We start from the raw sequence: 22451 nt of genomic DNA on the forward strand, positions 1-22451 counted from the left end.
GGACACAGCATTGTGCTGTGTCCGATTTTTCTGCAAATTAGCGTATTAACAGGTAAATATTCTCTTCACCGCGCACAATATTCAGCGCAATGACAGCCGGCTTAGCTTCGATAGCTTTGCGCAACTGGGCGATATCCTGGACTCGCTCACGGTTGACGGCAATAATCACATCATCTTTCTGCAAGCCAGACTGCGCCGCAGGTGAACCTTTTGTCACGCTCTCAACTTTGACCCCTTTGCTGCCACCTTTGATTTCACCATTGCTCAGGGATGCGCCTTGCAATGATGGAGATAAGGTGTCCGCGCTGGTTGACGTTGGGCTGCTGTTTTCCAGTGTGACGGTAACTTCAAGTGGTTTACCGTCACGCAGCAAGCCAACTTTAATGGCTTTGCCCGGCCCGGTAGTCCCAACTTTCGCGCGCAACTCCGCAAAGCTGCTAATGGGTTTACCATCAACGGAAACTAACACATCGCCAGCTTTTATCCCTGCTTTAGAGGCCGCAGATTTTGGCATAACTTCGCTGACAAACGCACCACGTTGAGCATCAATATTAAAGGCTTTAGCCATATCAGCGGTCATTTCGCTGCCACGAATACCCAGCAGCCCGCGTTTCACTTCACCAAACTCAATCAGTTGCTGGCTGAGGTTCTGCGCCATGTTACTTGGGATAGCGAAGCCGATACCAATGTTGCCACCACCTGGCGCGAGAATCGCGGTGTTAATTCCGATCAATTCGCCATTCAGGTTAACCAAAGCACCGCCCGAGTTCCCCCGGTTAATTGAGGCATCGGTCTGAATAAAGTTTTCTAACCCTTCCAGATTCAAGCCACTACGACCTAAGGCTGAAATAATACCTGAAGTTGCTGTCTGCCCCAGACCAAATGGGTTACCCACCGCAACGGCAAAGTCACCTACGCGGAGATTATCGGAGTCTGCCATTTTGATTGCGGTCAGATTTTTGGCATCAGTAAGTTGCAATAGCGCGATATCGGTCTGCTCATCGCGGCCAAGCAACTTGGCATCATATTCACGACCATCATTGAGCTGGACACGTATTTTATCTGCGTTATTAATCACATGGTTATTTGTTAGCACATAGCCTTTTTCAGCGTTAATGATAACGCCAGAACCCAAGCCTTCGAATGGACGATTGCTCTCTTTGCCTGTTGGCGCATTCGGGCCGAAGAAGAACTTAAACTCTTCCGGCAAACGTTGCTGTTGTGCCTGCGTACCAGAGACGTGAACGCTAACGACGGCGGGCAATACTTTTTCCAGCATGGGTGCTAGGCTCGGAACTGATTGCCCTGCCACGGCTGCTGGGAGTGCTGCTGCGTTCACCATAGGAACAGAAGCGAGACCTAAGCCGACACTCATGGCCAGCGCACTAAGAAATAATGACTTTTTCTTCATTGATTTAAACTCTCTCAATACCTAACGGTGAATGAATAGGGTGGATGGCTGTTACAGGCCCGGTGTAAATTCAGACTCTGAGTTAGCTAAAAAATTCACTTATTTCAAAAGGCTACTGCTGTTCTAAAAATAAGCATCCTAAGATATCGCTTGATATAAGGGCCGCAGTTAAGCAATTCAAGGAGAGGTAAGTATAGAAGTGTAAATGTGCTGAACACGATAGAGCAGGAGGCTCTACCGTAGTCAGCATCATAGGTCTGTGCTTAGTCGCGTGTCTGATGTTCTGGGCGTAACAAACCTGATGCGCCTTCAGAATAATCGCGAGGTGGCATTTTAACCGGTGCTTGATCATTATCCGCTTCAGATTCTGTCAGACGGTAACGGAACGGATTATCCTGCAACGGTAAGTCCGGTAATAAGTTGTTGGAGCTTTTCGCCATATGCTGATAGAGCTGGCGATAATCGCGAGCCATGTTATCAAGCAGCTCGGCACTGCGGGCAAAATGCCCAACAAGTTCCTGGCGGTACTCTTCCAAATCTGTTTTGCTCTTCTCCAGCTCGTTTTGCAGCACTTGCTGCTGACGCAATTTGCGGTTGCCAAAGCGCATAGCGACCGCGCCAATCACGATACCAACAACCAACCCAATAAGCGCATACTCCCAGGTCATGATGACTCCTTTTTTGACTTCATTGTTCAGCAGGACTTTTCACTTAATAATACCCACTATAACCGTTAACCTTGTCTGAGTGGAATCCTGATACAACTTTGCCTATGGTTATCAGGCTTTTTCCGCACAGGCAGAGTCGGTAAATGCTGCGATTAGCCTATAAATCAGCAAGAAAGTACCGTAAAAAGTAGATAACTATTTTATCAGGGATTGTTGATAAACATGCGACCGAGTTCACCTATAGCACTTTACCAGCAGGCACTTGATGCCGGCGATTACCAACCTGATGATGTGCAGCGGCGTACCGTAGCACGGCTGGACACGATTTATCAGGAACTGAATCAACGCCAAAATACTCCGCCAGCGCGTGCTGGCTTGCGCGGGCGTTTGGGCCGTTTACTGGGGCGTACCGCGGAACAGGCATCCATACGCCCAATTCAGGGCCTTTATATGTGGGGTGGTGTTGGGCGGGGTAAAACCTGGCTGATGGATATGTTTTTCCACAGTTTGCCTAGCGAACGTAAACTTCGCCTGCATTTTCACCGTTTTATGCTGCGAGTACATCAAGAGCTAACTACATTGCAAGGCCATGAAGATCCATTAGAAATCATTGCTGATGGATTTAAAGCGCAGACAGATGTGTTGTGTTTTGATGAATTCTTTGTTTCGGACATCACTGACGCCATGTTGTTGGCAACGCTATTGGATGCATTATTTGCGCGCGGCATCACATTGGTTGCCACGTCCAATATTCCACCGGATGATTTGTATCACAACGGTTTACAGCGCGCTCGCTTCCTGCCTGCCATTGCACTTATTAAGCAATATTGTGATGTGATGAATGTTGATGCCGGGATTGACTACCGCTTACGAACCCTGACTCAGGCAAATCTCTATCTGACACCATTGAATGCGCAAACGGGGCAAACGATGGAGGAGATCTTCGTCAAACTGGCTGGTAACGAAGGTGAACAGGCTCCTGTACTGGAGGTCAATCATCGGCCTTTGCCTGCGATTTGTTCAGCACAGGGCGTTCTGGCGGTTGATTTCCACACGTTGTGCGAAGAGGCACGCAGCCAACTGGATTATATTGCGCTCTCCAAGCTCTATCACACGGTATTACTGCATAATGTTCATCGGATGGAGACTAAGGATGAGAATACAGCTCGGCGTTTTCTGGCGCTAGTCGATGAGTTTTATGAGCGGCGGGTAAAATTGATTATTGCCGCAGAAGCATCGATGTTCGAGATTTATTGCGGTGAGCGCCTTAAGTTTGAATATCAGCGCTGTTTATCGCGGCTACAAGAGATGCAGAGTGAAGAATATCTCTCTTTACCGCATCTGCCGTAAGGATATCTGCACGCCTGTTATTCACTTTTTACCTGCTAAAATGCTACTCTGTCGTGGGCGATCATCCTTCGCCCTGACTTAACATGTTTAATTTATACCTTTCACGTCAAAAACAGTTCGATCTTTAACGTCGACTTCTCTATAATCTTGCGACCCCACGTTACAACAAAGTTTTTTTTTCCCAAAAACTTTGATAGTGCCAGCATTGGCTATTCGAAGGGGTAGGTTTGCTGGACTGATGGTCGTGTGAGCCTCAACTGTTTTTGAACGTTTGGGTGTTCACCAACGTGTAACTTATTAATTGGGTAAGCTTTTATAATGAAAACTTTCACAGCTAAACCAGAAACTGTAAAACGCGACTGGTATGTTGTTGACGCGAATGGTAAGACCCTTGGTCGCCTCGCTACTGAACTGGCTAGTCGCCTACGCGGCAAGCATAAAGCGGAATACACCCCGCACGTTGATACTGGTGATTACATCATCGTTCTGAACGCAGAAAAAGTTGCCGTCACCGGTAACAAGCGTACAGACAAGATTTATTACCGTCACACCGGTCACATCGGTGGTATCAAACAAGCGACCTTTGAAGAGATGATTGCCCGCAGTCCTGAGCGTGTGATTGAAATCGCGGTTAAAGGCATGCTGCCGAAGGGTCCGCTGGGCCGTGCAATGTATCGTAAACTTAAAGTTTACGCAGGTACTGAGCACAATCATGCGGCGCAGCAACCGCAAGTTCTGGACATTTAATCGGGATTATGGCAATGGCTGAAAATCAATACTACGGCACTGGTCGCCGCAAAAGTTCTGCTGCACGCGTTTTTCTTAAGCCGGGTAGCGGTAAAATCGTTATTAACCAACGTAGCCTCGAAGTTTACTTCGGTCGTGAAACTGCCCGCATGGTAGTTAACCAACCGTTGGAACTGGTAGACATGGTTACCAAGTTTGACATGTACATCACTGTTAAAGGTGGTGGTATTTCAGGTCAGGCTGGCGCTATCCGTCACGGTATCACCCGTGCACTGATGGAATATGACGAGTCTCTGCGTGGTGAACTGCGTAAAGCTGGCTTCGTAACGCGTGATGCGCGTGAAGTTGAGCGTAAGAAAGTGGGTCTGCGTAAAGCACGTCGTCGTCCACAGTTCTCCAAACGTTAATTTTTTGCCTTTATGGCAGCAGATTAATGGTAAAAACCCGGTGTCTCACCGGGTTTTTTTATGCCTAAAAAATACCCTTTCACTGTTTTATACATTATTTTTTTACCGCTAAACTGTTGTCTGATAGACAATTGTTTATGAAATCGCTGCTCCGTCCCCACAAAACATGCAAAATCTGGTAAACTATCACCCACTTTTGTGCCTGTTCGGCGAACTGTTGGCGTCCGTGTATCTCCCTGGCTGAATTATTTTCTCGACCAAGGCTTATTTACGGCAGCAGCTGCCTTGATTGCGAACCGGCGGTAAAACGACTCAGGATAGCAACGTAACCGTGGGCTATTCGCATTGTTTTCTAGATAAACTTGGAGGTTTTCATGGCTGTCGCTGCCAACAAACGTTCGGTAATGACGCTGTTTTCCGGCCCGACCGACATTTTTAGCCATCAAGTACGTATCGTACTGGCGGAAAAAGGTGTCAGTGTTGAGATTGAGCAGGTTGAAGCTGATAATCTGCCGCAGGACCTGATTGACCTCAATCCCTACCGTACCGTCCCTACTTTGGTTGATCGCGAGCTGACTCTATATGAATCCCGCATCATCATGGAATATTTGGATGAGCGTTTCCCACATCCGCCATTGATGCCGGTATACCCTGTTGCACGTGGTAGCAGCCGTTTGATGATGAACCGCATTGAGCAGGACTGGTACTCCTTGCTAAACAAAATCGAGAAAGGCAACGCGCAGGAAGCTGATGCTGCCCGTAAGCAGTTACGTGAAGAACTGCTGTCTATCGCGCCGGTTTTTAATGAAATGCCTTTCTTTATGAGCGAAGAGTTTAGCCTGGTTGATTGCTATCTGGCTCCGTTGTTGTGGCGTTTGCCAGTACTGGGCATTGAGTTCACTGGCGCGGGTTCTAAAGAGCTGAAAGGCTATATGACTCGTGTGTTTGAGCGCGATGCATTTTTGGCTTCTCTGACCGAAGCTGAACGCGAAATGCACCTGAGCACTCGGGGTTAATTGTTATGGAGATGTCTGATATGTCTCCGCGCCGCCCTTACCTGTTGCGCGCATTTTATGAGTGGTTGATTGATAATCAACTGACTCCGCATCTGGTTGTGGATGTTACCCGGCCAGGTGTTTCGGTGCCGATGGAGTTTGCTCGTGATGGGCAGATTGTCTTGAATGTGGCACCGCGCGCTGTAGGTAATCTGGAACTGGGCAATGATGGCGTCAGCTTCAATGCCCGTTTCGGTGGTGTTCCCCGTCAGGTTACCGTGCCTATGGGGGCGGTGATGGCAATCTATGCGCGTGAAAATGGTTCAGGCACTATGTTTGAGCCTGAAGAAGCTTACGATTCTGATGCTGATGGCAATTTTGTGGGCATCGAAGAAGAAGATAGCGAGACTGCGCCGACTGAGAGCCTGACACTGGTAACGGATGACACTCAGGCACCTGAGGGTGAGGGGCATTCACCTGATGACGAGCCACCGCAGCCGCCGCGCAGTGGTGGTCGTCCAGCATTACGGGTTGTTAAGTAACGACCTGTTTTTCTGACAAAAAAGTACATATCCAAAGGGCGGCATTGACCGCCCTTATCATTTCTAGCTAATTCACCATATCAACCAATCTTTTTCAATTCTGCCAGACAGCTATCACGCTGGTTCATCATGTCGCTATTTCTGATAGTCGATAGGGTATGCGTCGCGCGTTGTTGGAAACTGGCTTTGGCCGCGCTGTCTTTGGCATCGGCGGGTGCCGTGCAAATTTCTGATAACGTCAGTGTTTTACTGTCACTCACTGCTTTGAGTACTGCGGCAGGGTTATAAATTAGCGCGGAAGAGAGTGCGGACTTTATGCCTGCAGTGAAACTCGCATTTCCACCATCAGCCAGCTTAGGGGCCATAGCAATCCAGTTATCATCACCGAGTTTAATATTATTCTCTACTGCGGGCAGTTGCCCAGCTCGAGCCAGCTCTGCGACGACTGTGCGCGCGCCACGTGCTTCAATGTTATAGCCAACTTCTTGATAGTTAAGAGACATAGCAAATGTACTGCCACTTATCGCCAGCAAGCCGCCAGCAATGAAAAGTAAGTGAGATTTCATATCAGATGATCCTTTCTTTAAAACAAGGCGTAATAAACGTGCAAGAAAATCGCTGTGTGGAGCCATGTGAGTTGGCCCAAAAAACATAAGTAAAGATGAACTCGGGCTTTACTATAGCGCTTCACGTATAAAATGCTGCAAATAAGGCAGATTGAGATTGTTACAAAATTTTGAGTGGGCGTAGATAGGCGAAAAAGAAGCAATAAAAAAGGGCTGGATAACCAGCCCTGAGTAATGTGGAGTCCCTTCCCATTTCTGGTTTTTAGACTTCCAGATAATTCATGATACCTTCTGCGGCTTTACGGCCTTCAGCGATGGCTGTGACCACTAAATCAGAGCCACGGACAATATCACCACCAGCAAAGATTTTTGGATTACTGGTCTGGAACGCATTATCTGTACGCTCTGGTGCAACCACGCGACCTTGCTTATCCAACGCGACATCGTGAGCTGCTAACCATTCCATGCTGTGCGGACGGAAACCAAATGCCATAACCACGGCATCTGCTGGCAGAACATGTTCTGAGCCTGGGATCTGCTCTGCTATGCTACGGCCCTGTGCATCAGGCGCACCCAGTTGGGTACGAACCATCTTCACACCACAAACTTTACCGTTACTGTTAACTTCGATGCTCAAGGGTTGCAGATTGAATTTAAATTCGACCCCTTCCTCACGGGCGTTTTTCACTTCCCGTTTAGAGCCTGGCATGTTGGCCTCGTCACGACGGTAAGCACAGACGACATCTGTTGCCCCCTGACGGATAGAGGAACGCACACAGTCCATTGCCGTATCGCCACCGCCAAGCACCACAACGCGTTTGCCTTGCATGCTGATATAAGGCTCGTGAGCTGCGGCTTCATAGCCCATCAACTGTTTGGTATTAGCGATCAGGAACGGCAAGGCATCGTACACGCCGGATGCATCTTCGTTTTCCAGCCCACCGCGCATTGATTGGTAAGTCCCGACACCAAGGAACACGGCGTCATACTCTTTGAGCAGCGCATCCATTTGGATGTCTTTGCCAATTTCAGTATTGAGTTGAAACTCAATGCCCATCTCAGAGAAGATTTTGCGGCGCTTAATCATCACCTCTTTTTCCAGCTTAAAGGCTGGAATACCGAAGGTCAGTAAGCCACCAATTTCTGGATGGCGGTCAAAGACTACGGCTTGTACACCATTACGGGCTAAGACGTCGGCACAAGCCAACCCCGCTGGTCCAGCACCAATGACCGCAACACGTTTACCGGTTGGGTGAACATGAGACATATCAGGTTTCCAGCCCATCTCGATGGCTTTGTCACTGATATAGCGCTCAATGTTACCGATGGTGACCGCCCCGAACTCGTCGTTCAGGGTACAAGATCCTTCACACAGACGGTCTTGCGGGCACACGCGGCCACACACTTCCGGTAAGCTATTGGTCTGGTGAGCCAGATCGGCTGCTTCCATAATCCGCCCTTCATTGGCCAGTTTCAGCCAGTTAGGGATGTAGTTATGTACCGGGCATTTCCATTCACAGTAAGGGTTACCGCAAGACAGGCAGCGGTCTGCCTGTGCTTTCGCCTGTGTTTCTGAGAAAGGCTCGTAAATTTCAACAAACTCAATTTTACGGATCTTCAGCGGCTTTTTCGGCGGATCTACGCGCTGTAGGTCGATAAACTGATAAACATTCTGACTCATTTCAACCCCTTACTGCGCTTGAACCCGCAGCTCTGCTGCGGAACGGCTACGGTGGCCCAACAGTGCTTTCACATCGCTGGATTTCGGTTTAACCAAAGCAAACTTGGTCACCCACTCTGGCCAGTTAGCCAGAATTTCTTCGCCACGGCTAGAACCTGTCAACTGAACATGTTCAGTGATAAGCCCACGCAGATGCTCTTCATGGATAGCCAGTTGATCGACATCCAAGACTTCTACCAGCTCAGGGTTAACACGTTTACGGAATTCACCATCTTCATCAAGGACGTAAGCAAAACCACCCGTCATGCCAGCACCGAAGTTAATCCCAGTGCGACCCAGCACGCAAACAATCCCGCCAGTCATATATTCACAACCGTTATCGCCGATACCTTCAACTACCGTGATAGCACCGGAGTTACGTACTGCGAAACGTTCACCAGCACGGCCTGCGGCGAATAATTTGCCGCCAGTTGCACCATACAGGCAGGTGTTACCGACAATGCTGGCTTCGTGGCTGCGGAAGTTAGACCCCACAGGAGGGCGCACTGCAATGCGGCCACCGGCCATACCTTTACCAACATAGTCATTGGCATCGCCCGTCAGCGTCAGCTCTACACCACCGGCATTCCAAACCCCGAAGCTCTGCCCGGCAGTACCGGAGAAGTAAGCTTTGATAGGATCGGTAGCCAAGCCTTGGTCACCATGTTTAGTGGCGATGGCACCGGACAACGCTGCCCCTACTGAACGGTCAGTGTTGCGGATATCGAAGTAAAACGTCTTGCTGTGTTTTGCTTCAATATGGGGTTCAGCTTGTGTCAGTAACTCTTTGTTCAATAAACCTTTATCGAACGGAGGGTTGCTTTCGGTGCAATACAGCGCTTTACCCGGATGCGGCGTGGCTGTTTTCAGCATTGGCGACAAGTCCAGTTTGTTTTGTTTGGCTGAGATACCGTCTAGCTCAATCAGCATGTCAGTACGGCCAATCAAATCAACCAATTGGCTAACGCCCAACTCGGCCATAATTTCACGGGTTTCACGGGCGATGAACTGGAAGTAGTTCACCACGCGTTCAGGTAGACCGTGATAATGGTCGCGCCGCAGCTTTTCATCCTGAGTTGCCACACCGGTTGCGCAGTTATTCAGGTGGCAAATACGTAGGTATTTACAACCGAGCGCCACCATAGGACCAGTACCAAAACCGAAGCTTTCAGCGCCCAGAATAGCGGCTTTAACAATATCGACGCCCGTTTTCAGGCCACCATCCACTTGCAAGCGGATTTTATGGCGCAGACCGTTGGCAACTAAAGCTTGCTGAGTTTCAACCAGCCCCAGCTCCCACGGACAACCGGCATATTTCACGGAAGACAGTGGGCTGGCGCCAGTACCGCCGTCGTAACCCGCAATGGTAATCAAGTCAGCGTAAGCTTTCGCGACACCAGTGGCAATGGTGCCCACACCCGGTTCAGAAACCAGTTTCACCGAAATCAGTGCCTTCGGATTAACTTGCTTCAAGTCGAAAATGAGCTGCGCCAAATCTTCGATGGAATAAATATCATGGTGCGGTGGTGGGGAAATCAATGTCACGCCCGGCACGGAGTAACGCAGTTTGGCAATATACGGCGTGACTTTATCACCCGGTAATTGGCCACCTTCGCCAGGTTTTGCCCCTTGCGCGACTTTGATCTGAATAACATCGGCATTGACCAGATATGCCGGTGTGACACCGAAACGACCCGAAGCGACCTGCTTGATGCGAGAGACTTTATTGGTGCCGTAACGCGCGGGGTCTTCGCCACCTTCACCGGAGTTCGAGAATCCACCGAGGCTGTTCATCGCGATAGCCAAGGATTCATGGGCTTCCGGGCTTAATGCGCCGATAGACATAGCCGCAGTATCAAAGCGGGTAAACAAGGACTCAGCCGGTTCCACCTGATCCACCGGGATCGGTGTACCTTGCGGTTTAATCGCCAGCAAGTCACGCAGAGTGGCAACCGGGCGCTCATTAACTAGCTTGGCATAAGCCTGATAATCACTGTATTCGCCGCTGTGAACCGCAGTCTGTAAAGTGCTGACCACATCCGGGTTATACGCGTGATATTCACCGTTATGGACAAATTTTAGTAAACCGCCCTGATCCAGTGGTTTGCGTTTCAGCCAAGCTCGTTTGGACAGGTTCTGTAAATCCTGTTGGAAATCACTGAAGCTGGCCCCGCCAATACGGCTGACGACCCCTTGGAAACAGAGATCAGACAGGTCACGATGCAGACCAACGGCTTCAAACAATTTAGCGCAACGGTACGAGGCCACTGTTGAGATGCCCATTTTGGACATGATCTTGTACAGCCCTTTATTGATACCGTTGCGATAATTCAGCATCACATCGCGATACTTTTTATCAATCGCTTGGGTATCAACTAATTTAGCCAATGATTCATAAGCTAAATAAGGGTAAATGGCGGTAGCACCAAAACCGAGCAACACAGCGAAGTGGTGCGGGTCACGGGCGCTGGCCGTTTCAACAATAATGTTGGCATCGCAACGCAGATTTTTTTCCACCAGACGGGTCTGAACGGCACCGACAGCCATTGGCGCAGGAACCGGTAAACGATTTGGCGCGATAGCGCGGTCTGATAGCACCAACATTACGGCACCATCACGTACTTTTCGCTCTGCTTCGTCACACAGGGCCAGCACCGCGTGCTCCAAATCAATTTCAGTTGGATCAAAGGTCAGATCCAACCTATCTGCGCGGTAATGTTCCCCCTCCAGCGTGGTGAGCTGTTGAAAGTCGGAGAACAGCAAAATAGGGGATTTAAAGCTCAGACGGTGTGCCTGACCTTCAGCTTCGCAGAACACGTTCATTTCACGGCCAATACTGGTCGCCAGTGACATGACATGCGCTTCACGCAGCGGATCGATTGGCGGGTTAGTCACCTGCGCAAATTGCTGGCGGAAGTAATCGTAAATGATACGCGGACCACTGGAGAGCACGGCAAACGGGGTATCGTCACCCATTGAACCGGTTGCTTCCTGACCAATTTCACCCAAGACACGGATAACTTGATCCAGTTCTTCACTACTGTAGCCGAACTGCTTCTGATAGGTTTCCAACTGAGAGTCGTCTAGCTGACGGCTACCCACTTGATCCTCCGGCAGATCTTCGAACGGCACCAAGCGTTTAACGTTCTTCTCCATCCACTCTTTATAAGGGTGGCGGCTTTTCAAATCGTTATCAGTTTCGGCTGAGTGCAGGATCTTGCCACTGCGGGTGTCAATCACCATCAGCTCGCCCGGCCCGACACGGCCTTTTTCTACCACTTCATCGGGCTGATAATCCCAGATACCGACTTCAGAGGCACAGGTGATCAATTTATCTTTGGTGATAACGTAGCGCGCGGGGCGCAGGCCATTACGGTCAAGGTTACAGGCAGCATAACGACCATCTGACATTACGATCCCGGCAGGGCCATCCCATGGTTCCATATGCATGGAGTTAAAGTCAAAGAAGGCTCGCAGGTCGGTGTCCATATCCGGGTTGTTCTGCCAAGCTGGTGGCACTAACAAGCGCATGGCACGAATCAGGTCCATACCGCCGCTGAGGAACAGCTCGAGCATATTATCCAGTGAACTGGAGTCAGAGCCGGTCTCATTGACGAAAGGAGCTGCATCCTGCAAATCGGGGATTAATGGCGTTTTGAATTTATACGCACGTGCACGCGCCCATTGGCGGTTACCGGCGATGGTATTGATTTCACCGTTATGTGCCAAATAGCGGAACGGCTGAGCCAGTGGCCAGCGTGGCACGGTGTTGGTTGAGAAGCGCTGGTGGAACAGGCAGATTGCCGATTCAAGGCGCAAGTCAGCTAAATCGAGATAAAAGCGTGGCAGATCCGCAGGCATACATAAGCCTTTATAGATCGTGACCAAGTTAGAGAAGCTACAAACGTAGAAATCTTTGTCGTTTGAAATGCGCTTCTCGATACGGCGACGCGCGACAAATAGGCGGCGTTCCATATCACGTGGACGCCAGCCCGCAGGGGCGTTCACAAAAATTTGTTCAATCCGAGGCAGGGAGGAGAGGGCGATTTCACCAAGAACGTCAGGATTCGTCGGCACTTCACGCCAGCCAATGATCGACAGCGTTTCGTTTTGCAATTCTTCTTCTACAATGCGGCGGCTTGCCTTGGCGAGTTCTTCATCCTGACTGAGAAACATCATGCCTACGGCGTAGTTTTTGGCCAAACGCCATCCGCGTTCTTCTGCGACCATCCGGAAAAAGCGATCCGGTTTTTGTAAAAGTAGACCACAACCATCGCCGGTTTTACCATCGGCGAGTATTGCTCCACGGTGCTGCATGCGGGCCAGTGCGTGTATCGCGGTACGCACAACTTTATGGCTTGGTTCGCCTTCTATGTGGGCGATGAGACCAAAACCGCAATTGTCCTTCTCTTGGGATTTATCGTACAACATATCAGTGAACCTCCCCAGGCTCTGCGTGACTCTCACAACCTACTGCGAGGGACAATTCACGGTGACGGGTGGGCTGACAGGCGCATATTTCGCGGCAAATCTGCTTTTCCGCCCTCCGCCAATGACCTCTCGTGACGGGTCTCACAAGTGGTATATGACTTGTTTTAAGAGGGTGTCTTAAATAACTGCATAATTATGACTAGACGTTTGCCCGTCTAGAAAGCTTCCAGCGGACCTCCAACTTAGCGAGAAAGAATACTCAGGTCAAATATAGGCTTAAGAACTATCTTTAAGGTAATAATGAGCTTTATATATATGAAAAATATAATTTTATCGGTATTTTTTCGCTGTTGGATACGCCATGCTATGCATACCAAAGTGTGAGCTGTCTCACTATAGTGCAATCGACAAATCTCTGCACCATGCTAGTGCTGGCGGGGATGTTGGAGTTACATGCTGTGTTTATTATATTTTCTGGTGTTTAAAACTATTTTTCACTGAATTGTAATAGAAGCGCTAAGAGGTTGGTAGAAATAAGAAAATTTAATCATCGGTCAAGTGATTTTATTTGCATTTATAGTGAATGGTTATGCGAATTTGCACCCAGGCTTGGGAGTTGATCTCTGTCATCGCACACAATATCGTTGGCGGGTAGGCTGAAGCTCTTTTTTGACAGGCAGCGATAAGATTATGCAGTTGCAGCAATTAGTCAATATGTTTGGTGCGGATTTACAGCGTCGCTATGGCGAAAAAATTCATAAACTCACGCTACACGGTGGGTTCAGTTGCCCTAATCGTGATGGCACCTTGGGGCGCGGTGGTTGTACATTTTGTCAGGTAGCCTCTTTTGCTGATGAACAAATGCAGCAGCAAAGTATTGCCCAGCAGCTCGCGGCGCAAGCCAAAAAAACCAATCGAGCCAAACGTTACCTCGCTTACTTTCAGGCTTATACCAGTACTTATGCAGAAGTAAATGCATTGGCGGCAATGTATGAACAAGCGCTGGCCGAAGCGGATATTGTCGGTTTGTGTGTCGGTACTCGGCCTGATTGTGTGCCCGATGCGGTGCTGGATTTACTCAGTGGTTATCATCAACAAGGGTATGAAGTCTGGCTTGAATTGGGGCTACAGACGGCGAATGATAAAACGCTCAAACGTATCAACCGTGGTCATGATTTTGCCTGCTATCAGCAAACGGCACGGCGTGCGCGTGCCAGAGGCTTGAAAGTATGCTGCCATTTAATTGTTGGCCTACCCGGAGAGGATAGGGCGCAGAGTATGGAAACGCTGGAAAAAGTGGTCACTACCGGGGTTGACGGCTTGAAACTGCATCCGCTGCATATTGTTGAAGGCAGCACCATGGCGAAAGCATGGCGAGCAGGGCGTTTGCCTGAATTGGCGCTGGATGAATATGTTGTTACTGCCGGTGAAATGATCCGCCATACCCCCCCCGAGATTGTTTATCACCGCATCTCGGCAAGTGCCCGTCGGCCAACGTTGCTTGCGCCATTATGGTGCGAGAACCGATGGACTGGTATGAATGAGTTGAATAATTATATGCTGGTTCATGGGGGACAAGCTTCCGCATTGTCAGTGGCGGCGCGCAATATGCTCTGAGTTTGGCGTAGCGCACTAAACTGTAGAATTGATACTGGGGCGATAGTATTAGCTTTATCTATCGTCTGTTGACTCATCATTGCCACAAAATACTTCTTTCCCACTCTCACACCGTGATTTGCAATCTTTTCCACACTTCTGAGTAAGCCATCTTATCTCTTGGCGGTTTTACGGTATGATTTATCAGATAAACACAGACAGGGGTTGCTATGAAGCAAATCAGGGTATTAGCCCAGTACTACGTCGATTTAATGGTTAAGTTAGGACTGATTCGCTTTTCATTGTTACTGGCGTCTGTGCTGGTGTTGCTGGCCATGGTGGTTCAGATGGCGGTGACGTTTGTATTGAGAGGTTCTGTTGAAACCCTCGATTTAGTCCGCTCTATTTTCTTTGGTTTGTTGATAACTCCATGGGCTGTGTATTTCCTGTCGGTTGTGGTTGAGCAATTGGAAGAGTCGCGTCAGCGCTTGTCGCGTTTGGTTGATAAGCTCGAAGTGATGCGTCATCGCGATTTAGAGCTAAATAAGCAACTGACTGAAAATATTGCCCAACTCAATCAGGAAATTGTTGAACGCGAGAAAGCAGAAAAAGCCCATTTGCAAGTGGTCGACAAATTGAAAGAAGAGATGGGCCACCGTGAACAGGCGCAGGTCGAATTGGGGCAGCAATCTGCTTTACTGCGCTCTTTTTTGGATGCCTCACCAGATCTGGTTTATTACCGTAATGAGGCCAATGAATTTTCTGGCTGCAATAGGGCCATGGAATTGCTCACGGGGAAAAGTGAGAAGCAATTAGTTGGTCTGACACCTAAAGACGTCTATGCGCCTGATATCGCAGAAAAAGTGATGGAAACGGACGAAAAAGTCTTCCGTCACAACGTCTCCCTGACTTATGAACAATGGTTGGTCTATCCTGATGGTCGAAAAGCCTGCTTTGAATTACGCAAAGTACCGTTTTATGACCGAGTCGGTAAGCGTCATGGTTTGATGGGCTTTGGGCGCGATATAACGGAGCGTAAGCGCTATCAAGACGCGTTGGAAAATGCCAGCAGGGATAAGACCACTTTCATCTCAACTATCAGCCACGAGCTGCGTACGCCGCTTAATGGCATTGTGGGCTTGAGCCGTATCCTGTTAGATACTGAATTAGACAGCGAACAGTTAAAATACCTGAAAACTATTCATGTCAGTGCGATCACCTTAGGAAATATTTTCAACGATATCATTGAGATGGATAAACTGGAGCGACGGAAAGTTCAGCTTGATAATCAACCGATTGATTTTACAGGTTTTATGGCGGATCTGGAAAACCTTTCTGGCTTGCTGGTCCAGCCAAAAGGGCTGAAATTTATTATGGAACCGCAACTGCCGTTGCCGGAGAAAATCATTACCGATGGCACTCGTTTACGCCAGATTTTGTGGAACTTGATTGGTAACGCGGTGAAATTTACCCAGCAAGGCAAAATTGTCGTACGGGTACGGCGTGAGGCGACTGACCGCTTGATTTTTGAGGTGGAAGACTCAGGAATGGGGATCCCTGAAGATGAGCAGGACAAGATTTTCGCCATGTATTATCAGGTCAAAGACAGCAATGGCGGCCGCCCTGCCACGGGGACGGGCATTGGTTTAGCGGTTTCTAAACGTTTGGCCCAAAGCATGGGGGGCGATATCACCGTGAAAAGCACCCAAGGCGCGGGTTCATGCTTTACCCTGACCATCAAAGCACCGGCAGTACAAGCGACCTCAACCGCACCTTCTGGTGACGATATGCCACTGCCAGCTCTTCACGTATTGCTGGTGGAAGATATTGAGTTGAACGTCATTGTCGCGCGCTCTGTACTGGAGAAACTGGGTAACAGCGTTGAAGTGGCGATGAATGGCCACGATGCATTAGCAATGTTCAAACCCGACGATTTTGATTTAGTGCTGCTGGATATTCAGTTGCCGGATATGAGTGGGCTGGATATCGCCCGTGAGATTCGGGCCAATTATGACAACCAGTCACTGCCGCCATTGGTGGCATTGACCGCTAACGTCCTGAAGGACAAGAAAGAATATTTAGATGCGGGAATGGATGACGTGCTGAGTAAGCCATTATCTGTCCCTGCGCTCACGGCGATGATTAAGCAATTCTGGGATCAGAAGCCCTCTTCCTCCGCTAAAAAACAGGAATATAAAGTGATGCAAACCCATGAATCGTTACTTGATACTGCAATGCTGGAACAATATATCGATTTGGTTGGCCCGCAATTGATTCATCAAAGCCTGGAAATGTTTGAACAAATGATGCCAGGTTATTTGGCAGTATTGGATTCAAATATGACGGCGCGGGATCAAAAGGGCATTACTGAAGAGGCACATAAGATTAAAGGGGCGGCGGGTTCCGTTGGTTTGCGCCATATTCAGCAGCTTGCACAGCAAATCCAAACTCCGACACTGCCGGCATGGTGGGATAACGTGCAAGATTGGGTCGATGAATTAAAATCAGAATGGCGTAATGATGTTCAGGTGTTGCGTGAGTGGGCAGCAGAAGCTGAAAAAAAATAACCCCGACCGAGGCCGGGGTGCGCGAATACTGCGCCAACACCAGGGAAATCGTTAACCTGCGTATTATTTCGATTTCGAATGGATTCGCAGGTTGTAAGGATTCTTCCATACATCATACAAGCAACAACATAGCAAATGTAAGCGCTCTTGTTACAAGATTCATTAAAATTTGTGATAGAGATTGGTCTTTGTCACTAGAACAGGTTAAGCGATTGACAGAGTGAGAAAAGGAGAGGTGTGATGAAAACCGTCGGTGTCGTGCTGAGTGGATGTGGTGTTTTCGATGGCGCAGAAATACATGAATCTGTCTTAACAATACTGGCATTGGATCGCGCAGGTGTTGATATTTTATTCTTCGCACCCGACAAGCCGCAACTCCATGTTATTAATCATTTTACTGGTGAAGAATCAACCGAGCAGCGGAATGTTTTAGTGGAGTCTGCACGCATTGCTCGTGGGCAAATAAAACCTCTTTCTTCAGCCAATTCAGAGCAGTTGGATGCCCTTATTGTTCCTGGTGGTTTTGGTGCTGCAAAGAACCTCAGTGATTTCGTGCTTAAGGGTTCTGAATGTATTATTGATCCAGATTTAATGATGCTAATTCAATCAATGCATAAGTCTAGTAAACCAATTGGGTTTATGTGTATTTCTCCGGTGATGCTGCCTAAGTTATTGGGCAAACCTATCCGACTGACGATTGGTAACGATCCCGATCTCATTGATGTAATTGACACTATGGGGGGCGAGCATGTGATTTGCCCAGCTGATGATGTGGTTGTGGATATTGAAAATAAAGTGGTTACCACACCCGCTTACATGACAGCAACATCAATTTCTGAAGCCGCAAAAGGCATTGATAAACTCGTGGTGAAGGTGCTGGATTTAGCCAAATGATACCTGTCAGACGTGGATTAAGTTGGCTTTGGTATTGGGGAAAACGGTGTGCTCTTGGCATTGTGGCTCTGTGGTTGGCCGGTATTTTAATTTTTGCTTTTCTGCCAGTCCCGTTTTCCATGGTCATGCTTGAAAGGCAACTCGGGGCGTGGTTTACCGGCGATTTTTCGTATGTCGCGCACTCTGACTGGGTGCCAATGGATGAAATCTCCCCTTATATGGCGCTGGCGGTGATGGCCGCTGAAGATCAAAAATTCCCAGACCATTGGGGATTTGATATGGATGCTATTGAGTCGGCCTTATCTCATAATCAGCGCAATCAAAATCGTATCCGCGGTGCATCGACACTATCGCAACAAACGGCGAAAAATCTCTTCCTTTGGGATGGACGAAGCTGGGTACGTAAAGGGTTGGAGGTGGGGCTAACCGCAGGTATTGAGTTGATATGGACCAAACGGCGAATCTTGACGGTTTATCTGAATATTGCTGAGTTTGGTGACGGTATTTTTGGTGTAGAAGCGGCAGCTCGCCATTTCTTTAATAAACCGGCTAGCAAATTGAGTGCCTCAGAAGCAGCTTTATTGGCTGCAGTGCTGCCTAATCCGCATCGTTTCAAGGTGAATGCTCCCTCTGGTTATGTTATTTCCCGCCAACAGTGGATTTTGCGCCAGATGCGTCAGTTGGGTGGGAAAGAGTTCATTCAGGAGAATTCCCTCGATTAAAAAAGGGCTTAGATTGCTCTAAGCCCTTAATAATCGGGTTCTATGCACATAATCTGGCTGATTTTACCGCCAGATTACTTCACGATAGTAAACGCGGTTGTCACGTGTTTTACGCCACTCACTTGGCTGGCAATCTGCGCTGCGGACTGCCCTTCCTGTTGTGTTACCAGCCCCAAGAGGAAGACTTCACCATTTTCGGTGGTCACCTTCACATTGGAGGATTTGACTGAATCGGCGGTCAGCAGTTGTGAGCGAACTTTGGTGGTAATCCAGGTATCCATTGACGCCGTAGCGAGATCGACAGGTTTACCTAAGCGCATCTCGTTATACACTTCCGAAGCACCATCAACACCCGCTGCAATTTGTTTGGCACGATTCGACAACTCAGCCGTTGGTGATTGCCCCGTCAGCAAAACTTTCCCCTGATAAGCGGTGACCACAAAACGTGTTTGGCTTTTGATTTGCTGATCTTTACTCAGTGCATTGACGACTCTGGCTTCGAGTGTGCCATCGTCTACCTGAGTGCCAACAGAACGTGGGTCTGTGGCGGATTTAGTGGCGACTGCTGCGCTGCCAACAACGACGGCACCAACACAGCCTTGTAATAGCAGGGCGCTGAATAGCATGGCAAAAATATAACCAACCTTCATTCGTGCTCCTTTAATCGTCCTGATGAGGAAATAGAGTGTTATCAATTAAGTCACACAAGCAATTCACTGTGAGCATGTGTAATTCTTGAACCCGGGCGCTACGGTGCGAAGGTATGCGGATTTCAACATCCTGCTGACCTAACAAGCCAGCCAGTTCTCCACCATCATAACCGGTAAGGGCAACAATGGTCATATCTCGGGTCACTGCCGCTTCGACCGCTTTCACAATATCACGGCTATTGCCGCGAGTGGAAATAGCGAGCAAAACATCGCCAGCATGACCAAGCGCACGTACCTGTTTGGCATAGACTTCATCATGCAAACGGTCATTGGCAATTGCTGTGAGAACAACATTATCCGCGTTCAAAGCTATAGCGGGCAAGCTAGGCCGTTCTGTTTCAAAACGGTTTATCATGCTGGCAGCAAAGTGCTGCGCGTTAGCGGCAGAAGTCCCATTACCGCAGCAGAGAATTTTATTGCCGTTAAGCAGTGACTGAACCAATGTCATTGCTGCACGGGATATGGCATCAGGCAGTGCCTCCGCCGCGGCAATCTGGGTTTGAATACTTTCAGTAAAGCAGCCTTTGATTCTATCCAGCACGTTGATTTAACCCACTCAGTAATAATCCGGTATCAAACCGGAGAAAATCATTAATCCGCATTGAAGGCGTTTGGCAGCCATTCTTCTTGGTTGCCCGTGATGGCAAAAACATCAAAACGGCACGGTGTTGTGGCAAAACTGGCATTCCGCTGCGCCAGCCAAAGTGCGGCGGCTCGAAGTAACCGTTGTTGCTTGCTGTAGGTGACACTGGCGGCAGCGCCACCAAATAGTGCATTACGCCGAAAGCGAACCTCAACAAAAACCCAAGTAGCGCCATCGCGCATGATAAGGTCAATTTCGCCACTTTGATAGGTGACATTGGCCGCCTGAAAAAGTAAACCAGCCCGCTCAAGATAACTGCGGGCCTGATTTTCGTAATGTGTGCCTGTGTTCCGTCGGCTCATATTTCCTTCGTCCTTGAAGTTGCAGGGGTGTTAGCTACATTCACTCACCCGAATCACTTACCTGAGTAAGCTCATCGGGATGTGTTCATTTGCTGCCTACCTGCAACACCAATGACTTTGGAAATGCCCTTCGTGCTTGAAGTTGCAGGAGATTCACTCACCCTAATCACTTTACGCCGCTGGTACCACCATACCCTGACGATATTGCAGCCAAGGTAATTTACGGGTGATAACACAATCAGCCGATGCGGTTAAGTCGCCCGTGGTGCCGCTTACCTGAAAACCAGGAATTTGGCGCATTTCAGCAAAATGATTTGATAATGTCCAAGCATCAATGCCCATGGCATATAAACGCACCAGCGAATAGTCGTTGGAATATTTGGCTGCAGCTTGCTGCATCAGCGCCGGGTTTGAGCCTGCCATCAATGGAATATCACTAAACTGAATGCCTTCCATCTCCAGACGGTAATCCGGGCCTGCACCTGCTTGATAGCTACGTGAGCTAGCAAACAGCGCCGGTTTAGTACGGGTGCTGGTAGCCATATCAATCATGGGTTTAATCAGTGTCAGCTCAGCGGGTGTTGCAATGATATACACCGCATCAATATTACCGCCGGCAGAGGTCGAAACGACTGGGGCATCAACAGGCGGAGCAGGAATGGTCAGACCGGCAATAGTCACTGATGCAGGGGCCGCCGCAGGGGTGCCTGAAACAGCAACAGGCTGACCCGTCAAGCGGATACCTGCACCACTGTTGATGGCTTGTTTCAACTCAGCAGTTGAACCGAAGTTTTGCTGCAATACGGTTTGCCCACCTTGCTTCTGCCACTCTTCTGCGAAAGCTTTGGCGACGCGGTCACCAAAAGCACCACGTGGGGTGAGTAACAGCGGCATTCTTTTTTCCTGGCTCCACAGGTGATGAGCTGCATCGCGAGCTTCATCTTCTGGCGACAGGGCAAAGTAACAGATATTTGGGTTGTTGGTGCTGACTTCGGGCTGGTTCAACGCCAGAATATTCAGTGTACTAGGAGTGGCACTCAGTTGTTCAACATCAGGTTTCAACAGTGGACCCACAACCAATGTCGCGCCATCTTGTTGGGCTTGGGCCAGTAATGCTGCAACCGGTTGAGTGGTGGTGTCATAGACTTTCACCTGTGCATTACTGGTCGCAGCAGGAGCCACCACCGGGGTTGGCGTCTCAATCGGCGCCACATCGGTGACAGGGGCTGCAGTGCCATCGGTTGCTGTGTTGGCCGTCACATCTGGTGTTACAGGTGCCGGTGGTGTCACCGGTAAACCATTCTGTGCGGCAGTGAAACCTTGCTGGATAGCATCAGCAAACACCTGTGCCGGGCCACTCAATGGTAACAACAGTGCAATTTTCGCCGTAGATGCCTGACTAAAATGACTAATTTGAGTTAACGCCGTTGGCAGGTTTTTCGCCGCTGGGTTTTGTGGATAACGATTTTGCCAGTCTTTAATCCCGGCTTTCAGCAAGTCGGGATCTTGCTTGTTATCTTGATATACATGCAGCAAATCAAGCCAGCCTTGCAGAACATTTTCGTCTGCATTAATCACCATATTATTTAATTCTTGTGGTGTGAGCTGGGCCAGTGCTTGCCAAGTGCCATCAATATTGTCTTGATGTGCCTTATCTTTCAGTAATGGCTCTTGAGCAATAAAGGCGCGGATCAGGGGTAAGGTTGCTTTACCCTGATTGGCGGCAATTTGTGCCTGATAGAAGCGAACCTGTTGATTAGCAGAGAGCTGGGTTGCGTCGAGTTTGCCTAGAATATCGGCAGCGGCAGGATTATTTTTCTGCGCAACGAGCAGTTCTGCAGTCAGCAATTGCTGTTCCTGACGCTGTGCATCGCTCAGTTCGGCCGGTAGTGTGCCGAGCTGTTCTGCTGCCTGAGGGGTTTTCCCTTCACGTAACAGGGCACGAATGGCAAGTAATTGCCAGTCAGCCTTGTTATCATCACCGCTCTGTTGCAACTGTTGCAGATAATAGTCAGAGTTAGCGCTTGCCTCGTCCTGTATATTGGTCGGTGGCGGCGTCTGTGGTGCTCTGCCTGAACAAGCTGCCAGTATCAACGCAGCCAGAACAACAGGGACAAGCCCTGCTTTGGAACGAACGAATGTTGAGGAAAGCATACTGTATCCAGTGATGTTTTTTTCAA

18 protein-coding genes are annotated in these 22451 nt (G+C 49.0%); 9 read left to right on the plus strand and 9 right to left on the minus strand.

All coding sequences use genetic code 11. The features are described from left to right. Nucleotides 1–37 precede the first annotated feature (37 nt). Nucleotides 38–1411: a serine endoprotease DegQ gene (gene degQ, locus HUZ92_RS00735; protein ID WP_050100653.1), complete on the minus strand. Its 1374-nt coding sequence runs from the start codon at nucleotides 1409–1411 to the stop codon at nucleotides 38–40. Nucleotides 1412–1674: 263 nt separating this feature from the next. Further along, nucleotides 1675–2079: a Z-ring associated protein ZapG gene (zapG, locus tag HUZ92_RS00740; RefSeq protein WP_004714934.1), complete on the minus strand. Its 405-nt coding sequence runs from the start codon at nucleotides 2077–2079 to the stop codon at nucleotides 1675–1677. A 222-nt stretch (nucleotides 2080–2301) separates the two neighbouring features. On the opposite strand from zapG, the gene zapE reads away from it, so the two are divergent. The 5 genes from zapE to sspB all read left to right on the plus strand — a co-directional run bounded on the left by zapE (nucleotide 2302) and on the right by sspB (nucleotide 6120). Then, nucleotides 2302–3429, plus strand: coding sequence for a cell division protein ZapE (zapE, locus tag HUZ92_RS00745; protein ID WP_145580115.1), 1128 nt, complete (start codon nucleotides 2302–2304; stop codon nucleotides 3427–3429). A 318-nt stretch (nucleotides 3430–3747) separates the two neighbouring features. After that, nucleotides 3748–4176: a 50S ribosomal protein L13 gene (gene rplM / locus HUZ92_RS00750; protein WP_004710905.1), complete on the plus strand. Its 429-nt coding sequence runs from the start codon at nucleotides 3748–3750 to the stop codon at nucleotides 4174–4176. A 14-nt stretch (nucleotides 4177–4190) separates the two neighbouring features. After that, nucleotides 4191–4583 carry a 30S ribosomal protein S9 gene (gene rpsI / locus HUZ92_RS00755; protein ID WP_005162424.1) on the plus strand — a complete coding sequence of 131 codons (393 nt, stop codon included), beginning with the start codon at nucleotides 4191–4193 and terminating at the stop codon, nucleotides 4581–4583. 374 nt (nucleotides 4584–4957) lie between these two features. Beyond that, nucleotides 4958–5599, plus strand: a complete 642-nt coding sequence (gene sspA, locus HUZ92_RS00760; protein ID WP_050100656.1) for a stringent starvation protein SspA — start codon at nucleotides 4958–4960, stop codon at nucleotides 5597–5599. Nucleotides 5600–5604: 5 nt separating this feature from the next. Beyond that, complete coding sequence (gene sspB, locus HUZ92_RS00765; protein WP_050100657.1) at nucleotides 5605–6120, plus strand: ClpXP protease specificity-enhancing factor; 516 nt, start codon at nucleotides 5605–5607, stop codon at nucleotides 6118–6120. An 80-nt stretch (nucleotides 6121–6200) separates the two neighbouring features. On the opposite strand, the gene HUZ92_RS00770 is transcribed toward sspB, so the two are convergent. The 3 genes from HUZ92_RS00770 to gltB form a co-directional block, all read right to left on the minus strand. Next, nucleotides 6201–6686 carry a hypothetical protein gene (locus tag HUZ92_RS00770; protein WP_145580114.1) on the minus strand — a complete coding sequence of 162 codons (486 nt, stop codon included), beginning with the start codon at nucleotides 6684–6686 and terminating at the stop codon, nucleotides 6201–6203. A gap of 262 nt (nucleotides 6687–6948) precedes the next feature. After that, the gene (locus tag HUZ92_RS00775) at nucleotides 6949–8367 is read right to left on the minus strand and encodes a glutamate synthase small subunit (RefSeq protein WP_050100659.1); all 1419 of its coding nucleotides are present in this window, start codon (nucleotides 8365–8367) and stop codon (nucleotides 6949–6951) included. A 9-nt stretch (nucleotides 8368–8376) separates the two neighbouring features. Beyond that, entirely contained in the window at nucleotides 8377–12837 is a 4461-nt protein-coding gene (gene gltB / locus HUZ92_RS00780; protein WP_050140197.1) for a glutamate synthase large subunit, read from the minus strand. A gap of 690 nt (nucleotides 12838–13527) precedes the next feature. Here gltB and HUZ92_RS00785 point away from each other — a divergent pair. The 4 genes from HUZ92_RS00785 to mtgA all read left to right on the plus strand — a co-directional run bounded on the left by HUZ92_RS00785 (nucleotide 13528) and on the right by mtgA (nucleotide 18616). After that, nucleotides 13528–14454, plus strand: a complete 927-nt coding sequence (locus tag HUZ92_RS00785) for a TIGR01212 family radical SAM protein (RefSeq protein ID WP_050100662.1) — start codon at nucleotides 13528–13530, stop codon at nucleotides 14452–14454. Between the two features lie 209 nt (nucleotides 14455–14663). After that, nucleotides 14664–17000 carry an aerobic respiration two-component sensor histidine kinase ArcB gene (gene arcB / locus HUZ92_RS00790; protein ID WP_050296215.1) on the plus strand — a complete coding sequence of 779 codons (2337 nt, stop codon included), beginning with the start codon at nucleotides 14664–14666 and terminating at the stop codon, nucleotides 16998–17000. Between the two features lie 240 nt (nucleotides 17001–17240). Further along, nucleotides 17241–17894, plus strand: a complete 654-nt coding sequence (elbB, locus tag HUZ92_RS00795) for an isoprenoid biosynthesis glyoxalase ElbB (RefSeq protein ID WP_050100664.1) — start codon at nucleotides 17241–17243, stop codon at nucleotides 17892–17894. After that, nucleotides 17891–18616: a monofunctional biosynthetic peptidoglycan transglycosylase gene (gene mtgA, locus HUZ92_RS00800; protein WP_050100665.1), complete on the plus strand. Its 726-nt coding sequence runs from the start codon at nucleotides 17891–17893 to the stop codon at nucleotides 18614–18616. The genes elbB and mtgA overlap by 4 nt, the downstream gene beginning before the upstream one ends. Before the next feature lie 74 nt (nucleotides 18617–18690). On the opposite strand, the gene dolP is transcribed toward mtgA, so the two are convergent. The 4 genes from dolP to HUZ92_RS00820 form a co-directional block, all read right to left on the minus strand. Then, entirely contained in the window at nucleotides 18691–19266 is a 576-nt protein-coding gene (gene dolP / locus HUZ92_RS00805) for a division/outer membrane stress-associated lipid-binding lipoprotein (protein WP_050100666.1), read from the minus strand. A 10-nt stretch (nucleotides 19267–19276) separates the two neighbouring features. Beyond that, on the minus strand, nucleotides 19277–19867 hold the full coding sequence (gene diaA, locus HUZ92_RS00810; RefSeq protein WP_004710884.1) for a DnaA initiator-associating protein DiaA: 591 nt from the start codon (nucleotides 19865–19867) through the stop codon (nucleotides 19277–19279). A 50-nt stretch (nucleotides 19868–19917) separates the two neighbouring features. Continuing rightward, nucleotides 19918–20271: a YraN family protein gene (locus HUZ92_RS00815; RefSeq protein ID WP_050100668.1), complete on the minus strand. Its 354-nt coding sequence runs from the start codon at nucleotides 20269–20271 to the stop codon at nucleotides 19918–19920. Nucleotides 20272–20442: 171 nt separating this feature from the next. Further along, nucleotides 20443–22425 (minus strand): penicillin-binding protein activator, encoded by a 1983-nt coding sequence (locus tag HUZ92_RS00820; protein WP_050100669.1) that lies wholly within the window; start codon nucleotides 22423–22425, stop codon nucleotides 20443–20445. Between the last annotated feature and the right edge of the window lie 26 nt (nucleotides 22426–22451).

The sequence above is a fragment of the Yersinia vastinensis genome (genome assembly GCF_902726565.1).
In the GTDB taxonomy this organism is placed as follows: Bacteria; Pseudomonadota; Gammaproteobacteria; order Enterobacterales; family Enterobacteriaceae; genus Yersinia; species Yersinia vastinensis.

Coding starts and splice junctions, on each gene's coding strand:
- gltB (WP_050140197.1), bottom strand. CDS start 12,837: ATGTTGTACGATAAATCCCAAGAGAAGGACAATTGCGGTTTTGGTCTC.
- rpsI (WP_005162424.1), top strand. CDS start 4,191: ATGGCTGAAAATCAATACTACGGCACTGGTCGCCGCAAAAGTTCTGCT.
- zapG (WP_004714934.1), bottom strand. CDS start 2,079: ATGACCTGGGAGTATGCGCTTATTGGGTTGGTTGTTGGTATCGTGATT.
- mtgA (WP_050100665.1), top strand. CDS start 17,891: ATGATACCTGTCAGACGTGGATTAAGTTGGCTTTGGTATTGGGGAAAA.
- HUZ92_RS00785 (WP_050100662.1), top strand. CDS start 13,528: ATGCAGTTGCAGCAATTAGTCAATATGTTTGGTGCGGATTTACAGCGT.
- elbB (WP_050100664.1), top strand. CDS start 17,241: ATGAAAACCGTCGGTGTCGTGCTGAGTGGATGTGGTGTTTTCGATGGC.
- HUZ92_RS00775 (WP_050100659.1), bottom strand. CDS start 8,367: ATGAGTCAGAATGTTTATCAGTTTATCGACCTACAGCGCGTAGATCCG.
- zapE (WP_145580115.1), top strand. CDS start 2,302: ATGCGACCGAGTTCACCTATAGCACTTTACCAGCAGGCACTTGATGCC.
- HUZ92_RS00820 (WP_050100669.1), bottom strand. CDS start 22,425: ATGCTTTCCTCAACATTCGTTCGTTCCAAAGCAGGGCTTGTCCCTGTT.
- HUZ92_RS00815 (WP_050100668.1), bottom strand. CDS start 20,271: ATGAGCCGACGGAACACAGGCACACATTACGAAAATCAGGCCCGCAGT.
- dolP (WP_050100666.1), bottom strand. CDS start 19,266: ATGAAGGTTGGTTATATTTTTGCCATGCTATTCAGCGCCCTGCTATTA.
- rplM (WP_004710905.1), top strand. CDS start 3,748: ATGAAAACTTTCACAGCTAAACCAGAAACTGTAAAACGCGACTGGTAT.
- degQ (WP_050100653.1), bottom strand. CDS start 1,411: ATGAAGAAAAAGTCATTATTTCTTAGTGCGCTGGCCATGAGTGTCGGC.
- HUZ92_RS00770 (WP_145580114.1), bottom strand. CDS start 6,686: ATGAAATCTCACTTACTTTTCATTGCTGGCGGCTTGCTGGCGATAAGT.
- sspB (WP_050100657.1), top strand. CDS start 5,605: ATGGAGATGTCTGATATGTCTCCGCGCCGCCCTTACCTGTTGCGCGCA.
- sspA (WP_050100656.1), top strand. CDS start 4,958: ATGGCTGTCGCTGCCAACAAACGTTCGGTAATGACGCTGTTTTCCGGC.
- arcB (WP_050296215.1), top strand. CDS start 14,664: ATGAAGCAAATCAGGGTATTAGCCCAGTACTACGTCGATTTAATGGTT.